Genomic DNA, 26,555 nt, shown 5'->3' with positions numbered 1-26,555 from the left:
AATAATTTTGAAAGTACCGCACCCTATGGCGCTGGCTAAATGCTTCGCCCATCTAGGGATTTCGGAATGGCCAACCGCCAGCGACACATTCCCGCCGCACTCGATCTGCGCGAGATTTAGTGGCGGCGCGACCTGGGATTGACAGAGAAAAGCTGTTTTTCGCGACTCACTTCAGGGCGACGACGTTGTCGAACGACGGGGTCTCGGGTTGGAGCAGGGCCGCGCGGGCGTGCTCGTCGGCAAACTCAGTGATGTACCGGCTGTAATGCTTTTCAATCATCGCCACCGACGTGTTGTGTAGGCCCGCGACCAGACGGATCGGAACATTTGCCAGGAGCATTCTGACGATGCTGCTGTGTCTCAGGGAATATGCCGTCACCTCAGCGGGATCGCAGCCGATGGAGGTGACCACCCTGTCGACTTGACGATGATAATTTTGCCCCGGATTTTTGTTCCAAGCAGTCCCATCAGCTTGCAGTAGCAGCGGCGCGTCGTCAGCACGGCCGTTTGCCGCGGCCCTCAGTCTCGCCGCAAGCTGCACGGTGATCGGCACTGAATAACGTTCGACTCTCTTCTGTGCGCGGTTGCGTCCGCCGCCCTTTGCCGATTTTGGCATCATGAGCTTGGGCCGAACGGGATGGTCGTGAAAATCCTCGACGCGCAGCCGTACCGGCTGGGATGGACGCGCGCCCGTCACCGCCAGCGTATCCATCAGCAGGCCAAAATGAGGATCGAGTCCGTATGCAGTGCTCACGAACTCGCGTACCTTGTCGTCCGATAGGATGACGTTGCGCGCTTCAGTCGCGTCCGGCAGGCCGGCGAGTCCGATTTCCCAAGCGTCACCGTTCTTGATGCGGTCGTCATGCTGCGCGGCCAGTGCAAGCGCAGCGGATACACAACGGCAAAGCCGGTTGATTGTCGACGGCTTCATCGTGCCGAGCAGGCTGTCTCGCCAAGCCTTCAACTCTTTCGACGTCAGTAGGACCACAGGCTTCGTTAGCAGAAAGCTGGTGAGGTGCAGGCGCGGGTGATCGGCATTGTAGGGGTTAGCGTTGCGCGCGATCAGGTCTGCTTTGTAGGCCGTCAGCGCGATATCCACGGTGAGCGGTGCGGAGGCGGCGTTGCCGTCGTCGCCGCGTGCCAGCTTCTTCGCTGCATCCTGCGCCTCGAAGAACGTCAACACACCCTTGCTGTCACTATCCTCAAAATCGTCAGCAAGCGCGAAGCCCTTTGTCCAATATGCTCCGCTCCCGTCGGACGCTTTCAACACCCATGTGCCGTTGGTCTTGTTGCGCCGGTACATGAGTGAAATGCCACGCGCGAGCGAAGGGCCGCTGTACGGTCTGCGGCGAACTTTCAGTCGCAGACGCGCGCTGCGACTTTCCAGCGCGCTGAAGCTGACCTTGCGTGCCATGATGCGTCCCCGTTCTCGCGAAGTGTCGCGATCGTGTCTGTGAAGCGTCGTGAAGACACTTGAGACGTTATGGGTATATTGCGCGCTTGATCAATAGGTTGAGGACTCCACGTAGCTTCACTGTACTTCATGCGGCTATTTATTTTCCCCTGCGCAGGGAAGGCCGGATGTTTGGCTTCACCTGTATGCCGCTGTGCAAATTCTTCGTTGCCACCTTTCGCACAGTGGACCGTGGGTGCCCGGCCGGCACCCGGTCTTCCCTGCGCCCTCTTTCAATTGAGGGTCGGACGACAGGCAAAGCTCGGGCGAAATGAGCCGCGAGGATGCGGAAGCGTGTCCGCGAGCGAAATGCGAATTGAAGAACGGCGCTGCCCACCACACACTCCGTCATTGCGAGCGCAGCGAAGCAATCCAGGAATGCATCCGCGGAAGATTCTGGATTGCTTCGCTGCGCTCACGGTGTTGAGGCAGGTGCGCGCCAAAGCTCCGCTCTCCGGCCCGGCTCTGCGCCGCATCGCTTGCGCGCCGCGCTGTGTCCGGGACACGAGAGCAGCTTCGCGCAACCGTCACAGTCTCTAACGCCCACTAACCAACACCTGACTTAAAACTGTCATAATCACTGAATGGAACCCGCGCCTGCGCGCTTTTTACACGTCGTTAAGCGCGCCTGCATTGGATGCGGCGGGAAAGTGCGTTGGGGACTGCAATGACTGCCGCGAAGAAGATGCCGGGAAAACCGGCCGCCGAAATGTTCGACGACATCCCGGTGCTTCAGCGCAAATGGCGTGCGGCGTTGAAGCCGGGCGAGCGGTTGCCGCGTTACGAGGACGTCATGCTCGGCAGTCTCGGACGGCTCGCCGACCACATCGCGCTCTTGAAGAACGATGGCGTGCTCGAACTGTCGCGCAGCGGACGCTACGTGCAGAAATGGCTCGGCGAGGAGCGCTGGGACATTCCCCTAGCCGAGCTGTCGCCCGATTGCGCCACGGCGCTGTCGGAAGCGGCGGCGAGCGCGCTGGCGGCCGGACGGCCGCACCGGGCGAGCGCGCATTGCGTGCGCGACGGCATGGTCAGGACCTACGACGTGCTGGCGCTGCCGACGTCCTCGCGCTGGGGCGCGACGCTGATCGGCGCCTATGTCAACGAGCGCGGCGCGCAATACAATCTCCTCGACGCCATCTTTTCCGCGACCGACGACGCCGTGGTCTCGCTGGCGACGCTGCGCGATGCCGCCGGCAAGCCGTTCGACCTTCAGGTCGTGCACCACAACAAGAGCGCGGGTGAGCTGCTGAAGGTTGCAGGCGCAAGCCTGTTGTGGCGGCGGATCGGCGAAGGCGGCACGCTGCTGGCTTTCCCCGAGGTGATGGAATTCCTGCTCAAGGCCGTTTCGGGCAGCCGCTGCGAGCAGCTCGAGCTGGAGAGCGAGGGACGCTACCTCAGGCTCAGCGCCACGGCCTTTGCCGACGTGGTCTCGCTGACCATCTCCGATGTCACCGTCCTGAAGCGGCGCGATGCCTCGTTCCGCCTCCTGTTCGACAACAATCCAATGCCGATGTGGGTGTTCGACGCAGAGACCAAGGAGTTCCTCAGCGTCAACGACGCCGCGGTCCAGCATTACGGCTACAGCCGCGCGGCCTTCCTGCGCATGAAGCTGCACGAGATATGGCCGGAGGACGAGTGGGACAGCCACGCCGCGGCGCTGGAGCGCCTCGGCGACGCCTACCACTCCTCGCGCAATTGGCGACACTTGCGCGCCGACGGCAGCGAGATCGAGGTGCTCACCTTCGGCCGTCGCGTCGCCTTCGACGAGCGCGACGGCTATCTGGTGGCGGTGGTCGACATCACCGAACGGCGCAAGGCCGAAGCGCGCATCGCCTATATGGCGCATCATGACGGGCTCACCGACCTGCCGAACCGCGAGCACTTCCAGGAGCGCCTGAAGCAGGCGCTGGACCAGGCCGCGGGAAAACGGGTCGGCGTGCTCTACATCGACCTCGACCTGTTCAAGAACATCAACGATTCCTTCGGTCATCCGGTGGGCGATCGCCTGTTGAAGCAGGTCGCCGAGCGCCTGACCATAGCGGTCCGCGGCACCAATCTCGCCGCGCGGCTCGGCGGCGATGAGTTCGCCGTCATCTTGGCTGCCGACGTCTCGCCGAACGAGGCCAGCGCCTGTGCCTCCCTGCTGATCGACATGCTCAAGGCGCCTTACGACGTCGACGGACAAGAGATGGTGATCGGCGCCAGCGTCGGCATCGCGCTGTCGCCGGGCGATGGCACCACGCCGGAAGAGTTGATGCGCAATGCCGACATGGCGCTGTACCGGGCCAAGGCCGACGGCGGCGGCGTGCACCACTTCTTCGAGCGTGAGATGGACCTCCAGGCGCAGAGGCGCCGCGACATGGAGCTGGATCTGCGCCGGGCATTCGCCAACGGCGAGTTCGAGCTGCACTATCAACCGCTGGTGTCGATCGCCTCCGACCGCATCTCCGGCTTCGAGTCGCTGCTGCGCTGGCGTCATCCGGATAAGGGCATGATCTCGCCCGCGGAGTTCATACCCGTCGCCGAAGACATCGGCCTGATCACCCAGCTCGGCGAATGGGTGCTGCGCGAAGCCTGCACCGAGGCGGTGAAATGGCCCGTCGACGTCAAGGTCGCCGTCAACCTGTCGCCGGCACAATTCCGCAGCCGCAACCTGGTCCAGGTCGTGATCTCGGCCCTGGCGCAGTCCGGCCTGTCGCCGAAGCGGCTCGAGCTCGAGATTACCGAGTCGATTTTCCTGGCCGAGACCGACGCCAATGTCGCCACCTTGCACCAGTTGCGCGAGCTCGGCGTCGGCATTTCCATGGACGATTTCGGCACCGGCTATTCCAGCCTGAGCTATCTCCGCAGCTTTCCGTTCGACAAGATCAAGATCGACCGCTCCTTCGTCAAGGATCTGGCTGAGCGGCCCGACTGCGGTGCGATCGTGCGCGCGATCTCGGGTTTGGGGCGCAGCCTCAACATCACCACGACCGCGGAAGGCGTCGAGACTGAGGATCAGCTCGACTGGCTGCGCGCGGAAGGCTGCAACGAGGTGCAGGGATTTCTGTTCAGCGCCGCGCGGCCGGCGGCCGAGATCGGAAAGCTTCTCGCCGATTTCGGCCAGCGCACCTCACGGGCGGCGTAATGCGGGCGGATAGCAATCGTAGACCAGCGCCTTGAACGCGGGGGTGATGCGCCCGCGCTCGTTCTGGGTCTGCTGCATCATGACGTAGACCATGTCGAGCTTGGGATCGACGCCGAAATAGGTGCCGCTCCCCGAGTCCCATTTCAATTCGCCGAGCGAGCCCGGCGGCGGCGGTTTTGCATTGCCGGGATCGGTGCGCACCGCAAGGCCGTAGCCGTAGCCGAAGCCGTCGCCTGGAAAATAGAAATAGTCGCGTCCGACGCCGGAGCCCGGCCCGATCTGATCGGTCGTCATGGCCTTGAACGCGGCGGGGCTGAGATAGCGCCTGCCCTCGAGCTCGCCGCCGTTGAGCAGCATCTGCGAGAAGCGCTGATAGTCGGTGATGGTCGAGAGCAGGCCGCCGCCGCCCGACTGCCATTCTGGATGGTCCAGGCGGTCGCGCTCGCCGGCGAGCAGGATTGAGTCGCTCGGCAGCGGCCGCGCCATCCGCGCCAGCTCGTCCTCGGTCGCGAGCGTAAATTTGGTGCTGTTCATGCCGAGTGGATCGAAGATGCGGGCCTTCAGGAAGTCGTACAGCGTCTGGCCCGAGATGATCTCGATGACGCTGCCGAGCACGTCGGTGGAATGGCCGTAGCGCCACAGCGTTCCGGGCTGCCGCGCCAGCGGCAGCTTGGCGATGCGATCGGCGAATTCCCTGTTGTCGAAATGGCCCGCGAAAATGTTGGCCATCTTGTAGGCGTGCTCGACCCATTCGCTGCCGATGTAATCGTAGCTGATGCCCGAAGTATGCCGCAGCAGATCCTCGATGTTGACGGGGCGGTCCGGTGGGTCGAGGTCCAGCTCGACCGTGCCGCCTGGTAGGGTCACCTCGCGGCCCACCTTGGTCTCGGCGAACAGCGGGACGTATTTCGACACGGGGTCGGTCAGCGCGAGCTTGCCCTCGTCGATCAGCATCATCGCGGCGAGGCACGTGATCGGCTTGGTCATGGAGTGGATGGCAAAGATCGTGTCCGGCGTCATCGCGACGCCGCTCCTGGTGTCGCGCACGCCGAAGCACTTCAGATAGACCGGCTTGCCGTGTTGCTGAACGAGGATCACCGCGCCCGGCAGGCGGCCGCTTGCCACCTCGTTGTCGAAGAACGCCGTGATGCGGTCGAGCCCGTCGGGCGAGGGGGCGGGGATGTCCGCGGCCCGGCTTCGCGCCATCGTGCCGGCGAGCATCGCGGCCCCGACCAGAAATTCACGGCGTCTCATCCGCACCTTCCTCCCCGGCGGGATCAAAGCCGCAAGAGGCTCGATGCGTCAACACAACATCGATTAAAATCGCGTCACGATGTCCGAAAGTGACGGGCGCGGACGGTCTTCGTTCGGCTTGGTCGGCGTGCCGATATGAATGAAGCCGGCGAGCTTCTCATCCGGCTTGAGGCCGAGGCCGTCGAGCACGTCGCGGTCGAAAGAGAACCAGCCGGTCAGCCAGCAGGCGCCGTAGCCGAGTGCGGTGGCGGCGGTGACGATGTTCATGGCGCTGGCGCCCGCCGACAATTCCTGCTCGAACGCCGGCACCTTCGGATGCGGCTTGGTGAAGCTGACGATGCCGATCACCAGGGGTGCGTCCATTAGGCGCTTGCGTTCGGTCTCGACGTCGGCCGCCGGCGCCCCCGGATTCTTCCTGGCGAAGACCCGCGCGATCACCTCGCCGGCACGTAGCCGGGCCTCGCCCTCGAAGATGATGAAGCGCCAGGGCGCGAGCTTGCCGTGATCGGGCACGCGCGCCCCGATGGTGAGGATGGTCTCGAGCTCGGCCGCCGACGGGCCGGGCCCCGTCATCTCGCGCGGCTTGACCGAGCGGCGGGTCTTCAGGAGTTCGATGGCATCGGGCACTGCGATATCCTCTTCAAATGGTCGGCGGGCGTGCCATGCCGAGATAAGCATGCACGCCCGCAACCGGAAGCGAATTTAGATCGATTTCAGGGCTCAGACGGCGCCGCGCGCCCGCTTCACGTCCGGCGGCGTCGCCTCGTCGACCAGGGCGGCGATCGCCTCGGCCGTGGTCATCACTTTCTGGCCGTCGCTGCCGAGCCGGCGGACCGAGACGGAGTGCGTCTCGGCCTCTTTCTTGCCGACCACGAGCAGGGCCGGGATCTTGGCCAGCGAGTGCTCACGGACCTTGTAGTTGATCTTTTCGTTGCGCAGGTCGATCTCGACCCGAAGCCCGGCGCGCCGCGCCTGCTCCAGCACCACCTTGGCGTATTCGTCGCCTTCCGAGGTGATGGTGGTGACAACCGCCTGCACCGGCGAGAGCCAGAGCGGGAAGTTGCCGGCATAGTGCTCGATCAGGATGCCGATATAGCGCTCCATCGAGCCGCAGATCGCGCGGTGCACCATCACCGGCGGTTTCTTGCCGCCGTCATGGTCGATGTAGAAGGCGCCGAACCGCTCCGGCAGGTTGAAGTCGACCTGCGTGGTGCCGCACTGCCAGTCGCGACCGATGGCATCGCGCAGAACGTATTCGAACTTCGGCCCATAGAACGCGCCTTCGCCCGGATTGATCTCGGTCTTGATGTGATTGTTCTGCGACTGGATCTCGCGCAGCACCGTCGCCATTACGCGCTCGGCGTGATCCCACATCGCATCGGTGCCGACGCGTTTCTCCGGCCGGGTCGAGAGCTTCACCGTGAGGTCGCCGGTGAAGCCGAAATCGGCATAGGTCGACAGGATCAAATCGTTGATCTTCAGGCACTCCTCGGCGAGCTGATCCTCGGTGCAGAAGATGTGCGCGTCGTCCTGGGTGAAGCCGCGCACGCGCATCAGGCCGTGCATGGCGCCGGAGGGCTCGTAGCGGTGCACCACGCCGAACTCGGCGAGGCGCAAGGGCAGGTCCCGATAGCTCTTCAGGCCGTGCTTGAAGATCTGGACGTGACCGGGGCAGTTCATCGGCTTGAGCGCAAACCAGCGCTTGTCCTCGGCCTCGTCGCCGGCCGATTGCGCCGCGAACATGTTCTCGCGATACCAGCCCCAATGGCCCGAGGTCTCCCACAGCACCTTGTCGAGGATCTGCGGCGCGTTGACCTCGTTGTAGTCGCCGGAGAGGCGCCGGCGCATATAGGCGATCAGCTGCTGGAAGATGGTCCAGCCTTTCGGATGCCAGAACACGACGCCCGGACCTTCCTCCTGGAAGTGGAAGAGGTCGAGCTCGCGCCCGAGCTTGCGATGGTCGCGCTTCTCGGCTTCCTCGATCTGCTTCAGGTAAGCGTCGAGGTCCTCCTGCTTGGCGAAGGCTGTGCCGTAAATGCGCGTCAGCATCGGGTTGTTGGAATCGCCGCGCCAATAAGCGCCGGCCACCTTCATCAGCTTGAAGGCGCCTCCGACCTTGCCGGTCGAGGTCATGTGCGGACCGCGGCAGAGGTCGAACCAGTCGCCCTGGTAGTAGATCTTGATCGGCTCGGTGCCGGGAATGGCGTCGACCAGCTCGACCTTGAAGGCCTCGCCCTTGTCGCGGAACACCTGCTTGGTCTTTTCGCGGTCCCAGACTTCCTTGGTGAAAGGCTTGTCGCGCGCGATGATCTCGCGCATCTTCTTCTCGATCGCGGCAAAGTCTTCCGGCGTGAACGGCTCGTTGCGGAAGAAGTCGTAATAGAAGCCGTTCTCGATCACGGGGCCGATCGTGACCTGGGTTCCCGGCCACAGCGTCTGCACCGCTTCCGCCAGCACGTGTGCGCAGTCGTGCCGGATCAATTCGAGCGCGCGCGGGTCATCGCGATTGACGAGCTCGATTCCAGCGTCGGCCTCGATCGGATCGTTGAGATCGGCAAGCGTGCCGTCGAGCGCCATGGCGACCGTGCGCTTGGCCAGCGACGGCGAGATGCCCTTGGCGATATCGAGGCCGGTGATGCCCTTGTCGAACTGGCGCTTGGCGCCGTCGGGGAAGGTGAGGGTGACTTTGGCGGCGGGGGTCACGGGCTTCAAATTGGAGAGGCTGTACTGGAAGCCGGACTCGGATTTGGGCTGGTCGGACATTGCTTTTCTCCTGGGGCTCACTCCTGCGAACGAGCGCAGGTAAGCGGGAACGAGCGATATATCAGGCGATTCGGCCTGCGCAATCCGGCATTTCCAAGAAAGTGGCGCGCAAAACCCGGGGCGGAGCCCGCAACTATTTGACGTTGTACCCTTTAACCGGTCGCAGGCCGCCGCTACATGCGTTTGCATGAAAAGCGCCCCAGCCGCCGGCCGTTTCGCGCCAACCGCCCTGATGCTCGGCAATCTCGTGACCGGCTGCTCGGTCTTGGCGCCGGCGGGCATGCTGCCGGAATTGTCGGCGGGGCTCGGGGTCAGCATCCATGCGGCCGGGCTCCTGATCACCTTCGGCGCGGTGACGCTGTGCATCGGCTCGCCGCTCACGGCGTGGCTGACCAGCCGCATCGAACGGCGGACCCTGCTCGCCACGACGCTGGCGGTGCTCGCACTCGGCAATCTCGCCTCCGCGCTTGCGCCCGATTACACCAGCCTGCTGATCATTCGGCTCGCGATGCTCGCAGTCGGCTCGCTCTATACGCCGCAGGCCGCCGGCACGGCTGCGCTGATCGTGCCGGCGGAACGGCGCGGCAGCACCATTGCGTACCTCTTCCTCGGCTGGTCGCTCGCAGCCGCCGTCGGCCTGCCGCTGATCACCTTTATCGCCAGCCGTTACGGCTGGCGCGCGGCTTATGGCGGGGTCGGCGCGCTCGGCTGCGTCAGCTTGCTGCTGTTGCTGCTGCGCCTGCCGGCGGGCCTGCAGGGCGCACCGGTCGATCTGAAGACATGGGCCGCCGTCGGCCGAAGCAGGACGATCCTGCTGCTGCTCGCGATCACGATGCTGCAAATGTCGGGGCAGTTCGTCGTGTTCACCTATATGGGCCCGCTGCTCAACAAGCTCACCGGCGCCGGTCCCGATGCGATCGGCTCGGTCTTCGCGCTGTACGGGATCTGCGGCTTCCTCGGCGTCGTCGTCGCCACCCGCATCGTCGACACTGCAGGGCCCTATCGCACCTCGTTGCTGTTCACCTGCCTGCTGCTTGCCGGGATGAGCGGGTGGGCCCTCGGCGCCGGCTCGCTCGTCATGATGGCGGGCGCGGTGACGATCTGGGGCCTTGGCTTCGCCTCGACCAACTCGATGCAGCAGGTGCGGCTGGTCGCGGCTGCGCCGCCGCTGGCATCGGCCACCGTCGCGCTCAACACATCCGTCCTCTATATCGGCCAGGCGGTCGGCTCCGCGCTCGGCGGCTTGCTGTTCGCCCGCGAGCTCCTGCACACGCTCGGCTTCGTCGCGGTCGGTTTCGTCGTGCTGGCACTGATCCTGGTGGTCGTGACCCGGCCCAGGCGGGCGGCTGCCGCCACCGCCTGAACGCAGCAGGTCGTGCGCGCAAGGCGCTTGGCAAACCTCGCGCGGGAGCGGTAGAAGGCCGGCGTGGGGATCAAAGAGAGTTGACTGAGATGAGGATGATTCTGGCGGTTGCCGCGGTGCTCTATTCAGCCTCCGCATTTGCGCAGACCGAGAAGCCACCCATGGTGGGGGACAAGCCGCTGGTGCAGGTCAAGCCGAAAGGCGCCAAGGAGGCTGTCGCTGCTCCAAAGGGCAAGCCGCAATCGATCGCGGTCCGCCTCCAAGCCTGCCTCGACATCGACGATGGCACCAAGGATCGCCTCAATTGCTACGACGCCGTGATCCCGCCGGCGCCGAAGCCGAAGCCGGCCAAGGCCAAGGGCTATGCCGACTGCCGCTTCTTCAAGGAAGAGGACGAGCGGCTGGCCTGCTTCAACGGCTTTGCCGAGAGCATTCCGAAGCTGCCCAGGAACTGATATTGGGAACTGATATCCCGGCTAGGGATTTGTGGAGGCGACGCGCGTCAGCGCGAGCGACGGCGTCGCCGCCATCTTCACCAGCACGTCCTTGAGCGGATCGCGCGTCCAAGCGCGCGTGACGTAGTCGCGATGGGTGATGCCCTCGCCGGTCTCCACGAACACCACGCTGCCGGGTCGTAGCGGCCCGTCCATGTCCTCGGCGACGCTGATGCCCTTCTGGCGGAGCATGCTCATCAGCTCGCGGTCGCGCCGCGCGGTGTGGCGGGTGTAGGCGCTGACGAAGAAGCCGGAACGGTGGTTCTCGATCCAGGACGCGAATTTGTCCATCTCGCCATAGACGGCATCGAGCAGCACCACGCCGCGCACGCGGTCGCTGATGCCGCCGACCTCGAGGCTCCAGGCCGTCGGCAGGAAGCCGCCGCTATAGCCGACGATCACGATCGGCATGTTGGCGAAGGCGCGCGCGCTGTTGGGATCGCCGGTGAGGCGCGCAAGATGGTCGGCCGATTCCGCCATGAAGCGCTTGAAGCCGCCCGGCTGCCAGAATTTTCCGGCGCTGGAATCGGCGGCGTCGACCGCCATCTGCGGCGCGAGCAGGATCGCGTTGGCGCCGGAATCGGTGACCTGTTTCGGCACCATCTGCCGGTCGCGGACGTCGCGCTCGAGCGTTGCGCCATTGCCGTGGAAGAACACCACGATCACGCCCGGCTTGCGCAGGTCGAAATGCTCGGGCACGTGCACCAGCACGCGGCTGTCGCTGTAGGTCTCGTCCTGCCAGTAGACGCGGCCGGAATAGCTGCGGTGGCCGCGGCGGTCGCCCTTGGAGATGTTGAGGAAGGGCGCGTCGGAGGCGGGGTTGTTGCCGAAATAGGGAAAGGCCGACGACTTCATGCTGACGAGTGTCGTCAGATCCTCGCGGGCGGGGCGCTTGTACGGCACTTGCGGCTCGAGCGAGGCCACCTTGTAGGACGCCTGCTCCGGCTGAGACTGCACGGCGCGCTTGGGCGAGAAGTCCGACATCTGCCGCTGCAGGAAGCTCTCACTCGCCGAGGGAAAGCGCTCCCTGAACTGCGGGGCAGGGAAGCGGTCCTCGAACGTGTCGCCGCTTGCCAGGTGCGCGTTCGAGCTCTGCGAATTGGTCTTGGCGACCACCTGGACATTCGCCTGGGAGTTCGCCGCCAGCGCCGCCGGATCCGGCGCCTTGCCGCATTGAACCAGCGTCAGCGACAACGGCACCATGACTGAGATTAGAGCGGCCCGGAGCGCACGATCATGCCGACCGGACATTGTCCGATCGGCACGATCATCAGCTCTCAGTTTAGGAGCGGCCCCGGCCATCCACCCATGACCCCAAAGTCACGACCCAAGTCTTACGTCCCAGGTCACACGTCCAAGTCACACGTCCATCGGCAAACTTGAAACAATTGAGCCGACTGGCGTTTAGGCGACGTTAAGCGTCCGGAGAAACTTCCCCACATCCGGAACGCTCGAAAGGACCATGCAATCGTGTCCTGATTGTGGGGGAGCGGAACGGACAATCCCGGGTGCATCCAGAGACATCGTCCAAAGAAGCGCCTAGGCGGTGGTCAGGTACCTACCTCCGTTGCCTCATTTAACCCTTGTTAACCCTGCTTGAATTGACTGGGCCAAAGTGCACGATCGGCCCATTAGGCGAAGCGCCTGAGGTTAAGGACCCCGATGACGGCATCAGATGCGGGTACCCCGCCCTGGACGGACCGGCTGACCGGGAGGGGGGCCGGGGTCTCCGTTCCGGTCGCCACCGCCATCGTCGTCGCCGACATGATCGGGGTCGGCGTCTTCACCAGCCTCGGCTTCCAGGTCAAGGACATCCCGTCCGGCTTCTCGATCCTGCTGCTCTGGACGGTCGGCGGCGTCGTCGCGCTGTGCGGTGTGTTCGCGTACAGCGAGTTGGGCGCGATGTTTCCGCGCTCGAGCGGCGAGTACAATTTCCTCGGCCGTGCCTATCACCCGGCCTTCGGCTTCCTCGCCGGCTGGGTGTCGGCCACGGTCGGCTTCGCGGCGCCGGTCGCGCTCGCCGCGATGGCGTTCGGGGAATATGCCAAGTCGGTTGTACCCGATCTGCCGGCGATTCCGCTCGCCATCGGCGTGGTGTGGCTGGTTTCGCTGGTGCAACTGACCGGCGTCAGGCACTCATCCACGTTCCAGTTGATCTCGACCGTCCTCAAGGTCGTGCTGATCGTCGGCTTCCTGGTCGCCGGCTTCGTCATCGCCGTGCCGCAGCCGATCAGCTTCACGCCGCAGCCCGGCGATATCGCTCACATCGTCAGCGCGCCGTTCGCCATCGGGCTCGTCTTCGTGATGTATTCGTTCTCGGGCTGGAATGCCGCCACCTACATCATCGGCGAGATGAAGACGCCGCAACGGAACCTGCCGCGCGCGCTGCTCGCGGGCACGCTGATCGTGCTCGTGCTGTATGTCGCGCTGAACGCGGTATTTCTCCATTCGGCGCCGGTCAGCGCGCTCGCCGGCCAGCTCGACGTCGCCAGTGTCGCCGGCACGGCGATCTTCGGCACCCTCGGCGGTCGGATCGTCGGCGCCATGATTTGCTTCGGTCTGATCTCTTCGATCAGCGCGATGATGTGGATCGGCCCGCGCGTGATGATGACGATGGGGGAGGACATTCCCGCCTTGCGCGTTTTCTCCAAGCGGTCCGTGAGCGGCGCGCCGGCCTATGCCATCCTGTTCCAACTGGCCATCGCCAATCTTCTGTTGTTCACGCGCAGCTTCGAGGCGGTGCTCGATTTCATCCAGTTCGCGCTGTTGTTCTGCTCGTTCTTCACGGTCGCCGGCGTCATCAAGCTGCGGATCACCGATCCCGATCTGCCGCGGCCCTATCGCGCCTGGGGATACCCGTTCACGCCGCTCGTGTTTCTGCTCGTGACCGCGTTCATGATGTACTACCTTCTGACGGAGCGGCCGCTTCAGTCGCTGTCGGGAATGCTCGTCATGCTCTCCGGCCTTTTGATTTACGCTGTTTTCCGCAGGCGGCCCGTCGTCGCTGCCGCATCACCGCATCGCGAATAGACATGCTCCGCCCCCTGAGAATTGCGGCCGTTGCTTTCGTCCTCCTGGCTGCGGCCGTCTCGTCCGCGCGTGCCGCAGACGTCACCTTCGATGACACGGCGCGCTTCCTTGCGGGCATGCAGCCTTCGGCGGACTCGCCGCTGGTGCCGCTCACCAGGGACCCGGCCTGGCAGCGTCACGCCAAATTCTTCGACGGCGCCTTCGCTCAGCTCGAGCAGCGTCAGCTCTCGAAGATCCGCAGCTGGGCCGACCTCAATCTGGCCGCGCCCCGACCGACCATGTTCTATTTGTTCAGCGGCCCCGATTTCCTCTACGCCAACACCTTCTATCCCAAAGCCAGCACCTACGTGCTCGGCGCGCTGGAGCCGGTCGGTGCGGTGCCCGATTTGACGCGGCTGCCGCGTGGTTCGGTCGGCGCTGCGCTCTACAACGTCGAACGCTCGCTCGGCTCGATCCTGAGCTTCTCGTTCTTCATCACCAAGCAGATGAAGGTCGACCTGAGCGCCAACCAGGTCAACGGCACCTTGCCGATCCTCTATGTCTTCCTCGCCCGCTCCGGCAAGACCATCCGCAACGTCGAGATGATCGCGCTCGACGACAAGGGCGGGCTACATGTCGGCGGCGACAATCCCGGACGGAACGCGACGCGCGGCGTCCGCATCAGCTTTGCCGGCAGCGACGGGGAAGCGCGTACGCTGTATTATTTCGCAACCGACCTCTCCAATTCCGGCGCACGTGCCGCGGGCTTCCTGAAATTCTGCGAGACGCTCGGGCCCGGCAACAGCCTGCTCAAGAGTGCGTCCTACTTGTTGCACTCCGGCAATTTCACCGTCGCACGCGACTGGTTGCTCGCCAACAGCGCCACCATCATCCAGGACGATTCCGGCATTCCGCTTGCGAACTACAATGCGCGGCAATGGCGGTTCTTCCCGTTCGGCCGCTATCTCGGCCCCATCGACGAATTCCCCGGCCGCTACCAGGAGCGCTACGCCGAGCTGTTCACGCGCGCCCAGCCAATCGATTTCGGCGTCGGCTATCGCTGGCGCATGCGTGAATCGAATTTGCTGCTGGCGGTGAAGGTGCCGGGCAGCGAGACCGCACCGGCTGCAGAGACCACTTCGGCCGCCGAGCCGGCGCCAAAGCCGCCGCGCCCGAAGCGGCTACGACCGCCGGAGTCGATCCCTCCGTCACAGGGACGGTTCTACTGGTTCCGGTGACTACCAATGCACGCTCTGGCTCGGCACGATGAACGTCGTCGTGCTCGGCTGTGTTGCAAGGCTCCTCTCAAGATACCAGCCTGAGCCGAGGACGAGCGCAAGCAAAGCGATGATGGCGAGCAGGTCGATGGTTCTTGGATCGTGTGCCCTGTGATCGAGATTCGGACCGGGCTTGACGTGAAAATGCGGGCTGATTTTCCAGCGCATTGTTGTTTCCTCCCGTGGGGAGCATCAAGACAACGCGGGCGGAAAGTCTAAGGTTCCGGTCAGGGCGGCGCTGTTCAGAGCACCGCAGGTCAGTACGCGTTAACTCCGCGCCAGCGGCCATAGCGCCAGGGCAGATACCAGCGTGCGCCTTTGGGCGCCGTGAGAGGCACGTTGTCGATGCCGGACGTGCCGAAGGGATGGCAACGGAGCAGGCGCGCGAGCGTCATCCAGCCGCCGGCCCACAGCCCGAACCGTTCGATTGCCTCATCGCCATAGACGGAGCAGGTCGGCAGGTGCCGGCAATTGTAACCGACCAGAGGTGACAGCGTGTGGCGATACAGCCAGATCAGTGCACGGCCGAATCTGCGCGGCAGCCGGAGCACACCATCGACGGAACTGGAACAGCGCTGGCAGGCTGAATGCTTCATGTGCGTTGTGCTGCGATGTTGAGCGAAGCTTTGCCCGGTTCCGGTGCAGGGAACCATAAGTTGTTGTTTCCACGCCATATTTTGCGTGTTTTTTGGGAGCAGTGCAGCAAGTATCTGTGGACGATCTGTATTCGCCCGGATACCATTTTTATGACGGTCGTGTGTAGAAACATACGCCTGTATGATGGACTCAGGTAGCGCCACCGGGGATTGTTTGGGGACCTTGGGGCTTTGGGGCTTGGGGAAGGAACCAGATTGAGACTTCTGAACTCCCTTAAACTTCGCGGCTGGTTGCTGGTGGGAACCGCCGTCTGCGGAGTCGCGCTGGCTGGCGCTGTCGCAACATTCGGATCGTCGGCCCGCGCCGGCGCTGCCCTCGAAGAGCGCAAGCTGCCGATGAAGTTCAGCTGGGTCGCCTGCGAGCCGAACTGCCGCGGCTGGATCAGCGCGGTCGGCATCATCACCGCCGATACGCCCAAAGAATTCGAAGAGTTTTCGCGCGGCCGCCAGCTCGGCGGCGCCACCGTAGTGCTCGATTCCAGCGGCGGCTCCGTCAATGACGCGATCACGCTCGGCCGGCGCTTCCGCAATCTCGGGCTTTTGACCACGGTCGGCGTGAGCCTCCGCGGCGGGCCGTCGACACGGCCGGCCGTCGCGCCGGAAGCGTATTGCGAATCCATGTGCGCCTTCCTGCTGCTGGCCGGCAAGAAGCGTTACGTGCCGGAAGCCGCTCATGTTCGGGTTCACCAGATCTGGATGGGCGACCGCGCCGATGATGCCAAGGCGGCGAGCTATAGCGCGCAGGACCTGATGATCGTGGAGCGCGACATCGGGCGCCTCGCCAAATACACCTTCGATATGGGTGGCGCCGGGGATCTGTTGTCGCTTGCGCTCAGCGTCCCGCCTTGGGAGGACCTGCACGAGCTCGATGCCGGCGAGCTCAAGCTCACCAATCTGGTTACGACCGATCTCGTGGCTGACGTGCTCCCGCACGTGGATATCTCGGCGCCGGCAATGGCGGAGCTTGCACCGAAGACGCAGGCGAGGTTCGGCGCGGAACCGGAGCAGGCTTCCAAGTCGACCAAGACGGCGGAAGCCCTGGTGCCGACCGGTAGTGTTGCCACACCGGCTGCTGCGGCGGCGCCGAAGTAAGCTCTTAAATCTCGGTAGTCATCCCGGGGCGCGCGTCAGCGCGAACCTTGGTGAGCAAGTGCGTACCTGGGGTGCGCAAGTTCGCCCGGAATGACGGAGAGGGGGTCAGCCTTGCGCTGCGGCCGGCTGCTTGGTTCTGGCCTCGATCTGGCCGATGGCATCAACCACGGCATCGAAGGTGAGAAGCGTCGAGGCATGGCGCGCCTTGTAGTCGCGGACCGGCTCGAGGAACTTGATCTCCTCCCATTTTCCTTGAGGAGGCGCACCATTCTCCTTCAGCATCTTGCGAACGGTTTCGCGTAACTCACGGAGTTCGCTCGCAGTCGAGCCGACCACGTGACTTGCCATGATGGATGAAGAGGCCTGGCCCAAAGCGCAGGCCTTCACGTCATGGGCGAAGTCGGTGACGGTATCCCCGTTCATCTTGAGATCGACCTTCACGGTCGAGCCGCACAGCTTGGAATGGGCGGTGGCGGAGGCATCGGGGTCCGCCAACCGTCCGAGCCGCGGAATATTCCCGGCCAGCTCGATGATCCGCTTGTTGTAGATGTCGTTCAGCATGTGATGGAGTCCAACGCGTCCACACCCGCTTCCAGGCCGGATCGGCCTTGGCGGGCGCCGCCCACGGTCCTATATAGGGGCGGAACTGGTGGAAAAACAGTCCAGGGATGCGGTGGCGGTGATCCAGATCTAGGCTGCCGGCGTTGTGACCTCGGGACTTTTGCTCCGAAACTGTTCTGTTCAGGCGTCCGGCGGCTTGGCCGCCCCGTCTGCCGGTGACACTCCGGCCGTTAGGCCGTCGAACGGAGAAGATATGGACGCTGCAATCAAATCCATCCGCCCGGGCAAGCCCTCCGACCGGCAGCCCGAGAGCCGCCCGGCCGAGCTTGATCCTGCCGAATTCCTCGCGGCCGCCGTCCGCGCCGACCAGCCGCGCCCCGCGCGCGCCGAGGCGGAAGCGGCGGTGAAGACGCTGCTCGCCTATATCGGCGAGAACACCGAGCGCGAGGGCCTGCTCGACACGCCGCGCCGCGTCGTCGAGGCTTTCGACGAGCTCTATCAGGGTTATCACCAGTGCCCGGCCGAGGTCCTCGACCGCACCTTCGGCGAGACGGCGGGCTATGACGATTTCGTGCTGGTTCGCGACATCGAGTTCACCTCGCAATGCGAGCATCACATGATGCCGTTCTACGGCAAGGCGCACATCGCCTATACGCCGGTGGAGCGCGTCGTCGGCCTGTCCAAGCTGGCCCGCTTGACCGACATCTTCGCCCGCCGGCTCCAGACCCAGGAGCACCTGACCGCGCAGATCGCCGCCGCGATCGACGAGGTCCTCAAGCCTCGCGGCGTTGCCGTGCTGATCGAGGCCGAGCATACCTGCATGTCGGTGCGCGGCGTCGCCAAGCATGGCGCCTCTACTTTCACCAGCCGCTTCACCGGCATGTTCCGCGACAATCCGGCGGAGCAGGCCCGTTTCCTGTCCCTGGTGCGAGGCACGACGCGCTGACCTCGCGACAAACCGGCGAGAGTTGCTGTGTCCGCTCATTCCCATGAGATCGAGGAGGGCCTCGCCTTCCTGCCCAGATTTGATGCCGCTGGCCTCGTGACGGTCGTCGCCACCGACGTCGCCACCGGCGACGTGCTGATGGTCGCGCACATGAACGAGGAGGCGCTGCGCAAGACCATTGCGACCGGCGAAGCCTGGTATTTCAGCCGCTCGCGCAATGCGTTGTGGCGAAAAGGTGAGACGTCGGGTCAGACTCAGCGCGTGGTCGAGATGCGCACCGATTGCGATCAGGATGCGGTCTGGATCCGCATCGAGCAGATCGGCGCGGCCTGCCATACCGGCCGGCGGTCGTGCTTCTACCGCAAGGTCGAGGCCGAGGGTGGGGGAGCAAGATTGGTCTTCACTGAGGCTGACCGGCTGTTCGATCCAGACGCGGTCTACAAGAAATAGCTCGCTGTCATTCCGGGGCGCGCGGAGCGCGAACCCGGAATCCATCGCAAGGTATCACGCGCAGCTCAATGGATTCCGGGCTCATCGCTTCGCGATGCCCCGGAATGACGCGTAGCATCAATTAACCCCGCATTAACCATAGCTGTCCCACGGTGAGACGACGGGCGCCGAATTGCCGGCGTCGCTCAGCGCCGCGCGGGGCGGGCCCTCCACCATGTCGATCGACAGTTTCAGTGCCACGCAGACGGCCGGCCTTGATCCGTCGCGCGCGCGTGTCGCCGGTGCGATCAAGCAGGCCTCGAACGTCACAGGCGTCAGCTTCCAGTACATGCTGACCACGGCCAAGATGGAATCGGACTTCAATCCGACGGCCGCCGCCACCACCTCGTCCGCGCAGGGGCTCTACCAGTTCATCGACCAGACCTGGCTCGGCACGGTGAAGGAAGCGGGTGCCCAGCTCGGCTATGGCAGCTACGCCGACGCCATCACCAGGACGTCATCGGGGACCTACACCGTCGACGATCCCGTCAAGAAGCGGTCGATCATGAAGCTGCGCGACGATCCCGAAGCCGCTTCCGCCATGGCCGCGGCGCTGACGCAGTCGAACAGCTTCAAGCTCACCGGCCTGCTCGGGCGCAGGCCGAGCGACAGCGAACTCTACATGGCCCATTTCATGGGCGTCCGCGGCGCGGCGAAATTGATCGCCAATGCCGAGGACAATCCGCAAGCCGTCGGCGCGCGGCTGTTTCCCAACGCGGCGGCCGCCAACCGCCCGATCTTCTACGCCAAGGACGGCCGCGCCCGCAGCGTCTCCGAGGTCTATTCGGTCCTGGACAGCCGCTATGCCAGCGCGGCCAATTCAAAGGTAACCCGCAGCGCGATGGCGATGTATGGCGCCACGCCTTCGACCACGCAGGTCGCGAGTGCCAATGCAGTGGTGCCCACTGCGCCTGTCGTGGACAACGCCGCCTATCTCCAGACCTTCCCGAATGCCCGCACAGTGACGCCCGTCAGCGCGACGTCGTCGACACATGTCGCGGACAATCCGACGGGCACGCCGGTGTTTCGTTCGATCTATCAACCCGGCGATGCCACGCAGCCGGTCTCGACCACGGTGCAGAAACTATGGGGCAACAATGCCTCGCTCACCTCGGTCGCAGCGGCGACGCCGGACGTGCGGCCGCCGCAACCGCTCGATCTCTTCAGTGATCGCAGCGGCACGTTCTCGAGCTAGCCGAGATCTCGTGTCCCGGACGCGCTGCGGCGCAGAGCCAGGACCCATGCAACAAAACTGCTCTCGATCATCTGGGCCCCGGCTCAGCAGCGCATCACTTGCGTGCTGCGCTGCGTCCGGGGGCACTCCTGCCAGGCGGCTTTGTTCCCTTAACAAATCATCAATAAAACCAGCCAGTTATGGTGAACGCTTTGTTAAGCGTCGTGGTTTATTTTGTGTTGCAGGTGACGAGCGTCATCGTTTTTCGTTTGTTGTGTAAGCCGGAAGCAGCATGATTGTTCGGCAGTTCATTCATTGGATCAGGACGGCACCCGCAGGCGAGCGGGCCGAGGCAACACGGGCGCTGGCCCGGGCCTGGCTGATCTCGGACCTTTCTGCAGACGATCGCATCGCCGCCGAAGGCGCGCTTCTGATGCTGCTTGACGATGCCTCGCCGCTGGTGCGGCAGGCGATGGCTGAAGCTTTTGCCCGCAGCCTCGATGCGCCGGCCGCAATCGTGCGGGCGCTGTCGGCCGATCAGCCGACGGTCGCGCTGCCGGTGCTCGAACATTCCCCGCTCTTGATCGACGCCGATCTCGTCGACATCGTCGCGACCGGCGGCGAGGAGGTGCAATGCGCAGTCGCGCGCCGCATCGCATTGCCGGTGTCGGTGTGCGCCGCGATCGCCGAAGTCGGCTGCGCGGCTGCCGCGCTGGAGCTGATCGAGAATCCCCATGCCGAGCTCGCCCCGTTCTCCTGGGACCGGATCGTCGAGCGTCATGGCCATCTAGCCGCGATCCGCGAGGCGATGCTGGTGCTGGAGGATCTGCCGGCTGCAACGCGTGCTGCGCTGGTGGCAAAGCTCTCCGAGACGCTGGCGCAATTCGTCGTGGCGCGGAACTGGCTGAGCGCCGACCGCGCCGACCGCATCACCATCGAGGCGCGCGATCGCTCCACCATGAACATCGCGGCGCGCTCGCGCGGCGATGACATGCAGGGCCTGGTCCGGCATTTGCGCATCACCGGCCAGCTGACCGCGGGCCTGATCCTGCGCGCACTACTGTCCGGCAATCTGGGCTTGTTCGATGCGGCACTCGCCGAGCTCGCCGATCTGCCGCTCGCGCGCGTCTCGGCGCTGCTGCACGAGCGCGGCGGCAACAGCGTGCACGCGCTGCTCCGTCGCGCCGGGCTTCCGGAGGCGACATTTGCGGCGTTCCAGGTCGCGCTCGATGCCTGCCACGAGCAGGGCTTCGTCGATAGCGACGACGGCGCGGTGCGGCTGCGCCGGCGCATGGTCGAACGCGTGCTCACCCATTGCGAATCCGATCGCGGCGCCACCGAGCCGCTCATGGTCCTGCTGCGCCGCTTCGCCACCGAGTCCGCGCGCGAAGAGGCACGGCTGTTCTGCGACGAGATTGTCGCGGATGATGTGGTCGATCCGCTCTATGACGATCTGATTGCGGCGTAGTTCGAAGCTCGCGACAAGGCGGGCCGGAAGAGAGACAGGCTCCGTCATTGCGAGCGCAGCGAAGCAATCGAGAATCCCTCCGCGGGGACAGTCTGGATTGCTTCGCTGCGTTCGCAATGACGAGAGGAGAGAGTTCGGCCTTATTCCGCCGGCGCGATGCTCGGCGCCAGGATCACCTCGAGATGCTCGGGGCGGTCGCGGTTGACGTAGGCAAGATAATCATCGGCGACCTTGCGCAGGCGGCGGCTGAGCTCGGCCGAGACGCTGATCCTGTCCAGCCTGGTGTTCTCGTGCACGATGGCGAGAATGGCGTTGATGTGGTGCGTGAACAGCTCGGCCGGCACCTTTTCCAGGTCAGGCGCGTGCTCGATGACGCGGCACAGGCTTTCGGCGATGCCTGCGGCTGAAGGAAAGCCGAATGTCGCCGCATCCCCCTTGATGTCATGCGCGGCGTGAAACAGCTCGTCGCGCAGTTTCTTCGTGAAGCCGTCGTTCTGCACGGCCGTCCAGGCGGCGTACAGTCGCTGGGCCTCGATCGCCATCCAGTCCTTGAACTCGCCGGAGAGGCTCGCGAGCGCCTGCTCGGCGCGGGCGACCGGGTCGTCGAGGTCTTTTTCTTCGACGCGGCGCAGGACCTTGCGCAGCGGATTGGGCTGCGTGATGACTTGGTGCGTGGCGAAGGCCTTGACCTCGATGTCCTTTGCGCTGTTCTTCGCCATGATGCCTGCCTCGTCTGAAGCGGTTGCGCTAGATGGTGGAGCGGGCCTTGTCGAGCAGCGAGGGCTGCTGCAGCACCTCGTGCTTTTCGCCGACGCGGCGCTCCGGGCCCATATAGGCGGAGTTGGTGTTGCGGCGCCGGTCGGGGCCGAAATAGGTCTTGGTCTTGATGAAGGGGCGGGGATTGGCGACGACGTTGAGGATGCGCTGATAGAGCCCCTTGGCCGAGATCGGCTTGGCCAGAAACTCGGTGACGCCGGCATCGCGCGCGACCGTGACGCGACGTTTCTCCGAATGTCCGGTCAGCATGATGATCGGTGCATAGGGATTGCCCTTGGATTCCGGCTGCCGGATCATCTGCGCGAGCTCGAGCCCGTCGAAGATCGGCATGGCCCAGTCGGTGATGACGATGTCGGGCACGTAATGGCTGTACATTTCGAGCGCCGTGGCGCCGTCCTCGGCCTCATAAACCTCGCGCGCGCCGAACGAATGCAGCAGCGTCCGCAGGATGCGGCGCATATGCGGATTGTCGTCGCAGACGAGGAAGCGCAGCTTGTTGAAGTCGATACGGAACATGACGCCCGGGCCAAAAGCGGGTCAACCTTCGTTAACCATATCGTGCCGGGAGTTAACGAAGGGTTGCGGCCAGGGGTGGGCCGGCAGGACACTCAGTAGCCGAACTGCTCCCGCAGGATACGCTCTTCCAGGCTGTGGCCAGGGTCGAACAGCATCCGCATCGAGATGCTCTTGTCCGAAAGCACTTCGACGCGCCGGACCCTGCGCACCTCCTCGTGGTCGGCGACCGCTGCGACGGGGCGCTTGTCGTCTTCCAGCACCTCGATCACGACATAGGCGGTATTGGGCAGGAGGGCGCCGCGCCAGCGCCGCGGCCGGAAGGCGCTGATTGGCGTCAGCGCCAGCAGGGCGGCGTTGATTGGGAGGATGGGTCCTTGGGCGGAGAGGTTATAGGCCGTCGAGCCTGCCGGCGTCGCGACGATAATGCCATCGGCGATCAGCTCCGGCATGCGTTCGCGCTCGTCGATAAGTATCCGCAAGCGCGCCGCCTGGGAGGTCTGGCGGAATAAGTAGACCTCGTTGATGGCGTGGTGCAGGTGAACGCGGTCGTTGACGTCGGTCGCGCGCATCAGGAGCGGATTGATCTCGGATTCATGCGCCGTCTCGAGCCGTTGGCGCAGATCATGCGTCGAGTACTCGTTCATCAGGAAGCCGACCGTGCCGCGGTGCATGCCGTAAATCGGCTTTCCCGTACGCATATGGTGGTGCAGCGTCTGCAGCATCAGCCCATCGCCGCCGAGTGCGACGACCACGTCGGCCTCATCGGGATCGCAATTGCCATAGTCCCTGGTCAGCTGGCCAAAGGCGGCTTGCGCCTCGTTGCTCGGGCTGGCGACGAAGGCGATCCGGTCGTATCGCGCAGGCTTGGTCATGGCTTCTCGGCAGGGCCGCTGGGTCGAGGAAGGTTCCGCCGGGCTCGTCTATACGAGGTAGGCCCGTATTGTCGAGGATGACCGCCCACCAAAGCTAATGGGGACGGTCCAACCGGACTTAAGCACAGAACCGGGCAATTTGAACCCGGCCGGCCGCTTCAGGGCCCGCACCGCCAATGATTCCCCAAACCGTCGTAATTTGGCGCTACCTTTCTGACTCCCCGGCGGTCACGGCCGGACACGGAGGATGATCATGGTCACGACTTTGCCGGCGCTCCGCCGCGCGGGCCTGGTGTTGGCGGTGTCGGCTTTCGCGTTCGTCGGCCTTGCACACGCAGATGATGCGCCGCAGCCGCGCTCCGAGGCGGCCGCGCCGGCCGGACAGAAGGGTGGGCGCGGCGGTGGCGCGCAAGGCGCGCCGCAGACGTCGTCGTCCGCGGCCGAGCCGCACCGTCTGCCGCCGGATTCGACCACGAAGCAGACGCTCGATCTGCCCGGCCGGACCCTCAACTTCACGGCCACCGCCGGGTCGATCCGCGTGTTCGATGGCAAAGGCGAGCCGTTGGCCGACATCGCCTATACGTCCTACCAGCTCGACGGTGCCGAGCGCGCCACGCGTCCGGTGACGTTCCTGTTCAACGGCGGGCCCGGTGCGTCCTCGGCCTGGCTTCAGTTCGGCGCGGCCGGGCCGTGGCGGTTGCCGCTCGATGGCGAGGCCCTGTCGCCGTCGGCCTCGCCCGAGGTGAAGCCGAACGCGGAGACCTGGCTCGACTTCACCGATCTCGTCTTCATCGACCCCGTCAGCACCGGCTACAGCCGCTTCGTGGCGAGCGGCGAGGATGCCCGCAAATCGTTCTACTCTGTCGATGGCGACGCCAACTCGATCGCGCTCGTGATCCGCCGCTGGCTCGAAAAGCACGAGCGGCTGACTTCGCCGAAATACGTCGTCGGCGAAAGCTATGGCGGCATTCGCGGCCCCAAGGTCTTGCGCCAGTTGCAGCTCCAGCACGGCGTCGGCGTCAGGGGCTTGATCCTGGTCTCGCCGCTCCTGGATTTCCGCGAGTTCACCGGCACGAGCCTCCTGCAATATGTCGCGACCTTGCCGAGCTATGTCGCGGTGGCGCGCGAAGCCAAACGTCCGGTCAAGCGCGCCGACCTCGCCGACGTCGAGGCTTACGCGCGCGGCGAATTCCTGACCGATCTCGTCAGGGGCGAGGCGGACAAGGAGGCAACGACGCGTCTGGCCGACAAGGTCGCCGAACTCACCGGCATCGACCAGGCGGTGAGCCGCCGCCTCGCCGGCCGCTTCGACGTCGGTGAATTCCGCCGCGAATTCGACCGCAAGAACGGCAAGGTGACCGGACGCTACGATGCCTCGGTGCGCGGCTTCGATCCCTATCCGGATTCGAGCAGCTCGCGCTTCGGCGATCCCTCCGGCGATGCGCTCCAGGCACCGCTGACGAGCGCCGCGGTCGACGTGCTCTCGCGCAAGCTCAACTGGCGGCCCGGCGGCTCATATGAAGTCCTGAACGGCGCCGTCGAAGGTCAATGGGATTTCGGCCGCGGCATCAACCCGCCGCAATCGGTCTCCGAGCTGCGCCAGATCCTCGCCACCGATGCGAAGCTGAACGTGCTGGTCACGCACGGCCTGTTCGATCTCGCCACGCCCTATTTCGCAACGAGGCGGGTGCTCGACCAGTTGCCGGCCTTCGTGACGCAGCGCGTGAAGTTCGTGGTCTATCCCGGCGGCCACATGTTCTATTCGCGCGACGGATCGCGGCAGGCGTTCCGAAGCGAGGTCGAGGCGCTCATTCGGGAGTAGGCCGGCGCTTGCGCGGCGGATACCGGCGCGCGATCTCGCGTGCGACGACTTTTTTTGGCTTCACGTTCGCGCCGGCAATCCAGATGTCGCTGATCTTGCCGCGCTTGTCACGGACCCGGCGCACCGGCTCGCCGTGGCTGGAATAGCCGGCAGCCCAGGCGAGCTTGCCGGTGTCGCGGCCGGTCACTTCGATTTCGGCGGCATCCATGAACGGGTTGTTGAACTGCGGGTTGGCGACGAGCACGCGGTTGCCGGCGGGGACGAGATCGGTCGCGCCCCAGATCGTCCACCAGCGCCCGGTCCAGTCGCGCACGCGCCGGTCGGGGGCGCCGCGGGTCTGGAAGACGCGCAGGATCTGCATCGCGCCGTCCATCCAGAACGGCGCCGCGCCGTCGATCGAGTTGCTGAGGATGCTGATTGCAAGCTCGCAAGCGGGAATGGAGCAGGTCCGCGAGATATAGCCCTGGAAGCCGCCGCCATGGCCGAACCAGTCCCAGCCATCGGTCTTGCCGGCATTGACGCCCAAGCCGTAATAGGCCTCGAAGCTCTGCGGGATGCGCCAATGGTTTCGCGTCATCTCGCGGCGGCTGGCGACCGACAGCACGCTCTTCTTCGCGTTGGGCGCCAGCTGCGCGAAGAAGCGGGCGGTGTCGGCGGCGGTGGCGACGAAGCCTGCGGCAGATGCCATTGCATGGGCGGGATTGTCGCCCGGGATCACGCAACGCTCGCCAAAGGGCACCCTGCGCGTGTGGCCGCGCGCGAACGCTGCGCCCTTGGGAAACGGTGCGTCAGGCTCCGTCTCGCGCAGGCCGGCGGGCGCAATGATCTCGCGCTTGATCCAGACGGAGTAGGGCTCCTTCGCAACAGCTTCGATCACGAGGCCGAGCAGGCCAAAGCCGTGATTGGAATATTTGAAGCGTGTGCCGGGGTCAATCGCGGTCGGCAGCTTCAATTCTGCAAGCAGCTCCTTGGCATCGAGATAGGGACGGCTGTCGATGAACTGGCCGGAATCGGCGCCGTCGCGCGTCAGCCCCGCGCTGTGCGACAGCACTTGCGCGATCGTGGTCTCGGCGACGCACGGATCGAGGCCGCCGACATATCGGCCGACATGGTCGTCGAGCCGGAGCTTGCCCTGCTCGCGCAGCTTCATGATGCCAGCCGAGGTAAAGCTCTTGGAGTGCGAGGCGATGCGGAAGCGATGGCGCGGGGTGAGCTTCTCGCCGGTGTCGAGATTGGCGAGGCCGAACGCATGCTCGGCGACGACCTCGCCGCGATGGGCGAAAGCCACGATGACGCCCGGCTGCTGGATCGTCGTCAGCTGGTATTCGATCCAGGAGCCGATGTAGTCGATCGCGGATCGCAGCCACGTGTCCATTGCGCTACCGGTTTGCGAGGGAGGTCGGTGCGAAAGCTAGCCGAGAAAGCAGAACGGGCACAAC

General features: G+C 64.8%; 23 protein-coding genes. 11 read left to right on the top strand and 12 right to left on the bottom strand.

Translation table 11 applies throughout. From position 1 onward, the window contains the following. Positions 1-166 precede the first annotated feature (166 nt). A complete protein-coding gene (locus tag I6F37_RS04595) occupies positions 167-1,414 on the bottom strand; it encodes a site-specific integrase (protein ID WP_225150441.1) in 1,248 nt (415 codons plus the stop codon). Positions 1,415-2,120: 706 nt separating this feature from the next. On the opposite strand from I6F37_RS04595, the gene I6F37_RS04590 reads away from it, so the two are divergent. Further along, positions 2,121-4,583, top strand: a complete 2,463-nt coding sequence (locus I6F37_RS04590; protein ID WP_225150439.1) for a bifunctional diguanylate cyclase/phosphodiesterase — start codon at positions 2,121-2,123, stop codon at positions 4,581-4,583. Here the strand turns inward: I6F37_RS04590 and I6F37_RS04585 are convergent. The 3 genes from I6F37_RS04585 to thrS form a co-directional block, all read right to left on the bottom strand. Further along, entirely contained in the window at positions 4,569-5,837 is a 1,269-nt protein-coding gene (locus I6F37_RS04585) for a serine hydrolase (protein ID WP_036010489.1), read from the bottom strand. The genes I6F37_RS04590 and I6F37_RS04585 overlap by 15 nt on opposite strands. A 63-nt stretch (positions 5,838-5,900) precedes the next feature. Then, entirely contained in the window at positions 5,901-6,464 is a 564-nt protein-coding gene (locus tag I6F37_RS04580) for a nitroreductase (RefSeq protein WP_036010490.1), read from the bottom strand. A 93-nt stretch (positions 6,465-6,557) separates the two neighbouring features. Beyond that, positions 6,558-8,600 carry a threonine--tRNA ligase gene (gene thrS, locus I6F37_RS04575; RefSeq protein WP_225142712.1) on the bottom strand — a complete coding sequence of 681 codons (2,043 nt, stop codon included), beginning with the start codon at positions 8,598-8,600 and terminating at the stop codon, positions 6,558-6,560. A gap of 187 nt (positions 8,601-8,787) precedes the next feature. Here thrS and I6F37_RS04570 point away from each other — a divergent pair, with 187 nt between their 5' ends. Then, the gene (locus I6F37_RS04570) at positions 8,788-9,963 is read left to right on the top strand and encodes an MFS transporter (RefSeq protein WP_225150437.1); all 1,176 of its coding nucleotides are present in this window, start codon (positions 8,788-8,790) and stop codon (positions 9,961-9,963) included. Between the two features lie 89 nt (positions 9,964-10,052). Continuing rightward, the gene (locus I6F37_RS04565) at positions 10,053-10,418 is read left to right on the top strand and encodes a hypothetical protein (RefSeq protein WP_036044032.1); all 366 of its coding nucleotides are present in this window, start codon (positions 10,053-10,055) and stop codon (positions 10,416-10,418) included. Positions 10,419-10,439: 21 nt separating this feature from the next. On the opposite strand, the gene I6F37_RS04560 is transcribed toward I6F37_RS04565, so the two are convergent. Then, entirely contained in the window at positions 10,440-11,759 is a 1,320-nt protein-coding gene (locus I6F37_RS04560) for an alpha/beta hydrolase (RefSeq protein WP_225147499.1), read from the bottom strand. A 360-nt stretch (positions 11,760-12,119) separates the two neighbouring features. Between I6F37_RS04560 and I6F37_RS04555 the strand changes: the two genes are divergently transcribed. After that, positions 12,120-13,487, top strand: coding sequence for an APC family permease (locus I6F37_RS04555; RefSeq protein WP_109143312.1), 1,368 nt, complete (start codon positions 12,120-12,122; stop codon positions 13,485-13,487). Positions 13,488-13,489: 2 nt separating this feature from the next. Beyond that, on the top strand, positions 13,490-14,704 hold the full coding sequence (locus tag I6F37_RS04550) for a hypothetical protein (protein WP_225139838.1): 1,215 nt from the start codon (positions 13,490-13,492) through the stop codon (positions 14,702-14,704). Here I6F37_RS04550 and I6F37_RS04545 read toward each other — a convergent pair whose 3' ends face one another. Together I6F37_RS04545 and yidD are read right to left on the bottom strand one after the other, a co-directional pair. After that, positions 14,705-14,911, bottom strand: a complete 207-nt coding sequence (locus tag I6F37_RS04545; protein WP_036044035.1) for a hypothetical protein — start codon at positions 14,909-14,911, stop codon at positions 14,705-14,707. It lies immediately after the preceding gene. A gap of 89 nt (positions 14,912-15,000) precedes the next feature. Further along, positions 15,001-15,339 (bottom strand): membrane protein insertion efficiency factor YidD, encoded by a 339-nt coding sequence (yidD, locus tag I6F37_RS04540; protein WP_225132638.1) that lies wholly within the window; start codon positions 15,337-15,339, stop codon positions 15,001-15,003. 255 nt (positions 15,340-15,594) lie between these two features. On the opposite strand from yidD, the gene I6F37_RS04535 reads away from it, so the two are divergent. Next, on the top strand, positions 15,595-16,491 hold the full coding sequence (locus I6F37_RS04535; protein WP_036027720.1) for a hypothetical protein: 897 nt from the start codon (positions 15,595-15,597) through the stop codon (positions 16,489-16,491). Between the two features lie 105 nt (positions 16,492-16,596). On the opposite strand, the gene I6F37_RS04530 is transcribed toward I6F37_RS04535, so the two are convergent. After that, positions 16,597-17,052, bottom strand: coding sequence for an iron-sulfur cluster assembly scaffold protein (locus I6F37_RS04530; protein ID WP_036044037.1), 456 nt, complete (start codon positions 17,050-17,052; stop codon positions 16,597-16,599). Positions 17,053-17,305: 253 nt separating this feature from the next. Here I6F37_RS04530 and folE point away from each other — a divergent pair, with 253 nt between their 5' ends. From folE to I6F37_RS04510, 4 genes are all read left to right on the top strand, one after another. After that, positions 17,306-17,998 carry a GTP cyclohydrolase I FolE gene (gene folE / locus I6F37_RS04525; RefSeq protein WP_036010520.1) on the top strand — a complete coding sequence of 231 codons (693 nt, stop codon included), beginning with the start codon at positions 17,306-17,308 and terminating at the stop codon, positions 17,996-17,998. Positions 17,999-18,025: 27 nt separating this feature from the next. Then, positions 18,026-18,448 (top strand): phosphoribosyl-AMP cyclohydrolase, encoded by a 423-nt coding sequence (gene hisI / locus I6F37_RS04520; protein ID WP_036010523.1) that lies wholly within the window; start codon positions 18,026-18,028, stop codon positions 18,446-18,448. 214 nt (positions 18,449-18,662) lie between these two features. Further along, the gene (locus tag I6F37_RS04515) at positions 18,663-19,682 is read left to right on the top strand and encodes a transglycosylase SLT domain-containing protein (protein ID WP_109143316.1); all 1,020 of its coding nucleotides are present in this window, start codon (positions 18,663-18,665) and stop codon (positions 19,680-19,682) included. 271 nt (positions 19,683-19,953) lie between these two features. Further along, the gene (locus tag I6F37_RS04510; protein ID WP_036010529.1) at positions 19,954-21,129 is read left to right on the top strand and encodes a DUF2336 domain-containing protein; all 1,176 of its coding nucleotides are present in this window, start codon (positions 19,954-19,956) and stop codon (positions 21,127-21,129) included. 140 nt (positions 21,130-21,269) lie between these two features. On the opposite strand, the gene I6F37_RS04505 is transcribed toward I6F37_RS04510, so the two are convergent. The 3 genes from I6F37_RS04505 to I6F37_RS04495 all read right to left on the bottom strand — a co-directional run bounded on the left by I6F37_RS04505 (position 21,270) and on the right by I6F37_RS04495 (position 23,294). Next, the gene (locus I6F37_RS04505; RefSeq protein ID WP_036010531.1) at positions 21,270-21,848 is read right to left on the bottom strand and encodes an Hpt domain-containing protein; all 579 of its coding nucleotides are present in this window, start codon (positions 21,846-21,848) and stop codon (positions 21,270-21,272) included. 28 nt (positions 21,849-21,876) lie between these two features. Continuing rightward, positions 21,877-22,422, bottom strand: coding sequence for a response regulator (locus I6F37_RS04500; protein ID WP_011088265.1), 546 nt, complete (start codon positions 22,420-22,422; stop codon positions 21,877-21,879). 92 nt (positions 22,423-22,514) lie between these two features. Continuing rightward, positions 22,515-23,294, bottom strand: a complete 780-nt coding sequence (locus I6F37_RS04495; protein WP_036010536.1) for an NAD kinase — start codon at positions 23,292-23,294, stop codon at positions 22,515-22,517. Positions 23,295-23,547: 253 nt separating this feature from the next. Between I6F37_RS04495 and I6F37_RS04490 the strand changes: the two genes are divergently transcribed. After that, positions 23,548-25,116, top strand: a complete 1,569-nt coding sequence (locus I6F37_RS04490) for a S10 family peptidase (protein ID WP_036010574.1) — start codon at positions 23,548-23,550, stop codon at positions 25,114-25,116. Here I6F37_RS04490 and I6F37_RS04485 read toward each other — a convergent pair. Then, complete coding sequence (locus tag I6F37_RS04485) at positions 25,103-26,491, bottom strand: serine hydrolase (RefSeq protein ID WP_036010539.1); 1,389 nt, start codon at positions 26,489-26,491, stop codon at positions 25,103-25,105. The genes I6F37_RS04490 and I6F37_RS04485 overlap by 14 nt on opposite strands. Between the last annotated feature and the right edge of the window lie 64 nt (positions 26,492-26,555).

Origin of the sequence: Bradyrhizobium sp. NBAIM08 (genome assembly GCF_020193935.1) — a bacterium.
Lineage (GTDB): Bacteria > Pseudomonadota > Alphaproteobacteria > Rhizobiales > Xanthobacteraceae > Bradyrhizobium > Bradyrhizobium yuanmingense.
This window is presented reverse-complemented; position numbering and strand designations above follow the sequence as displayed.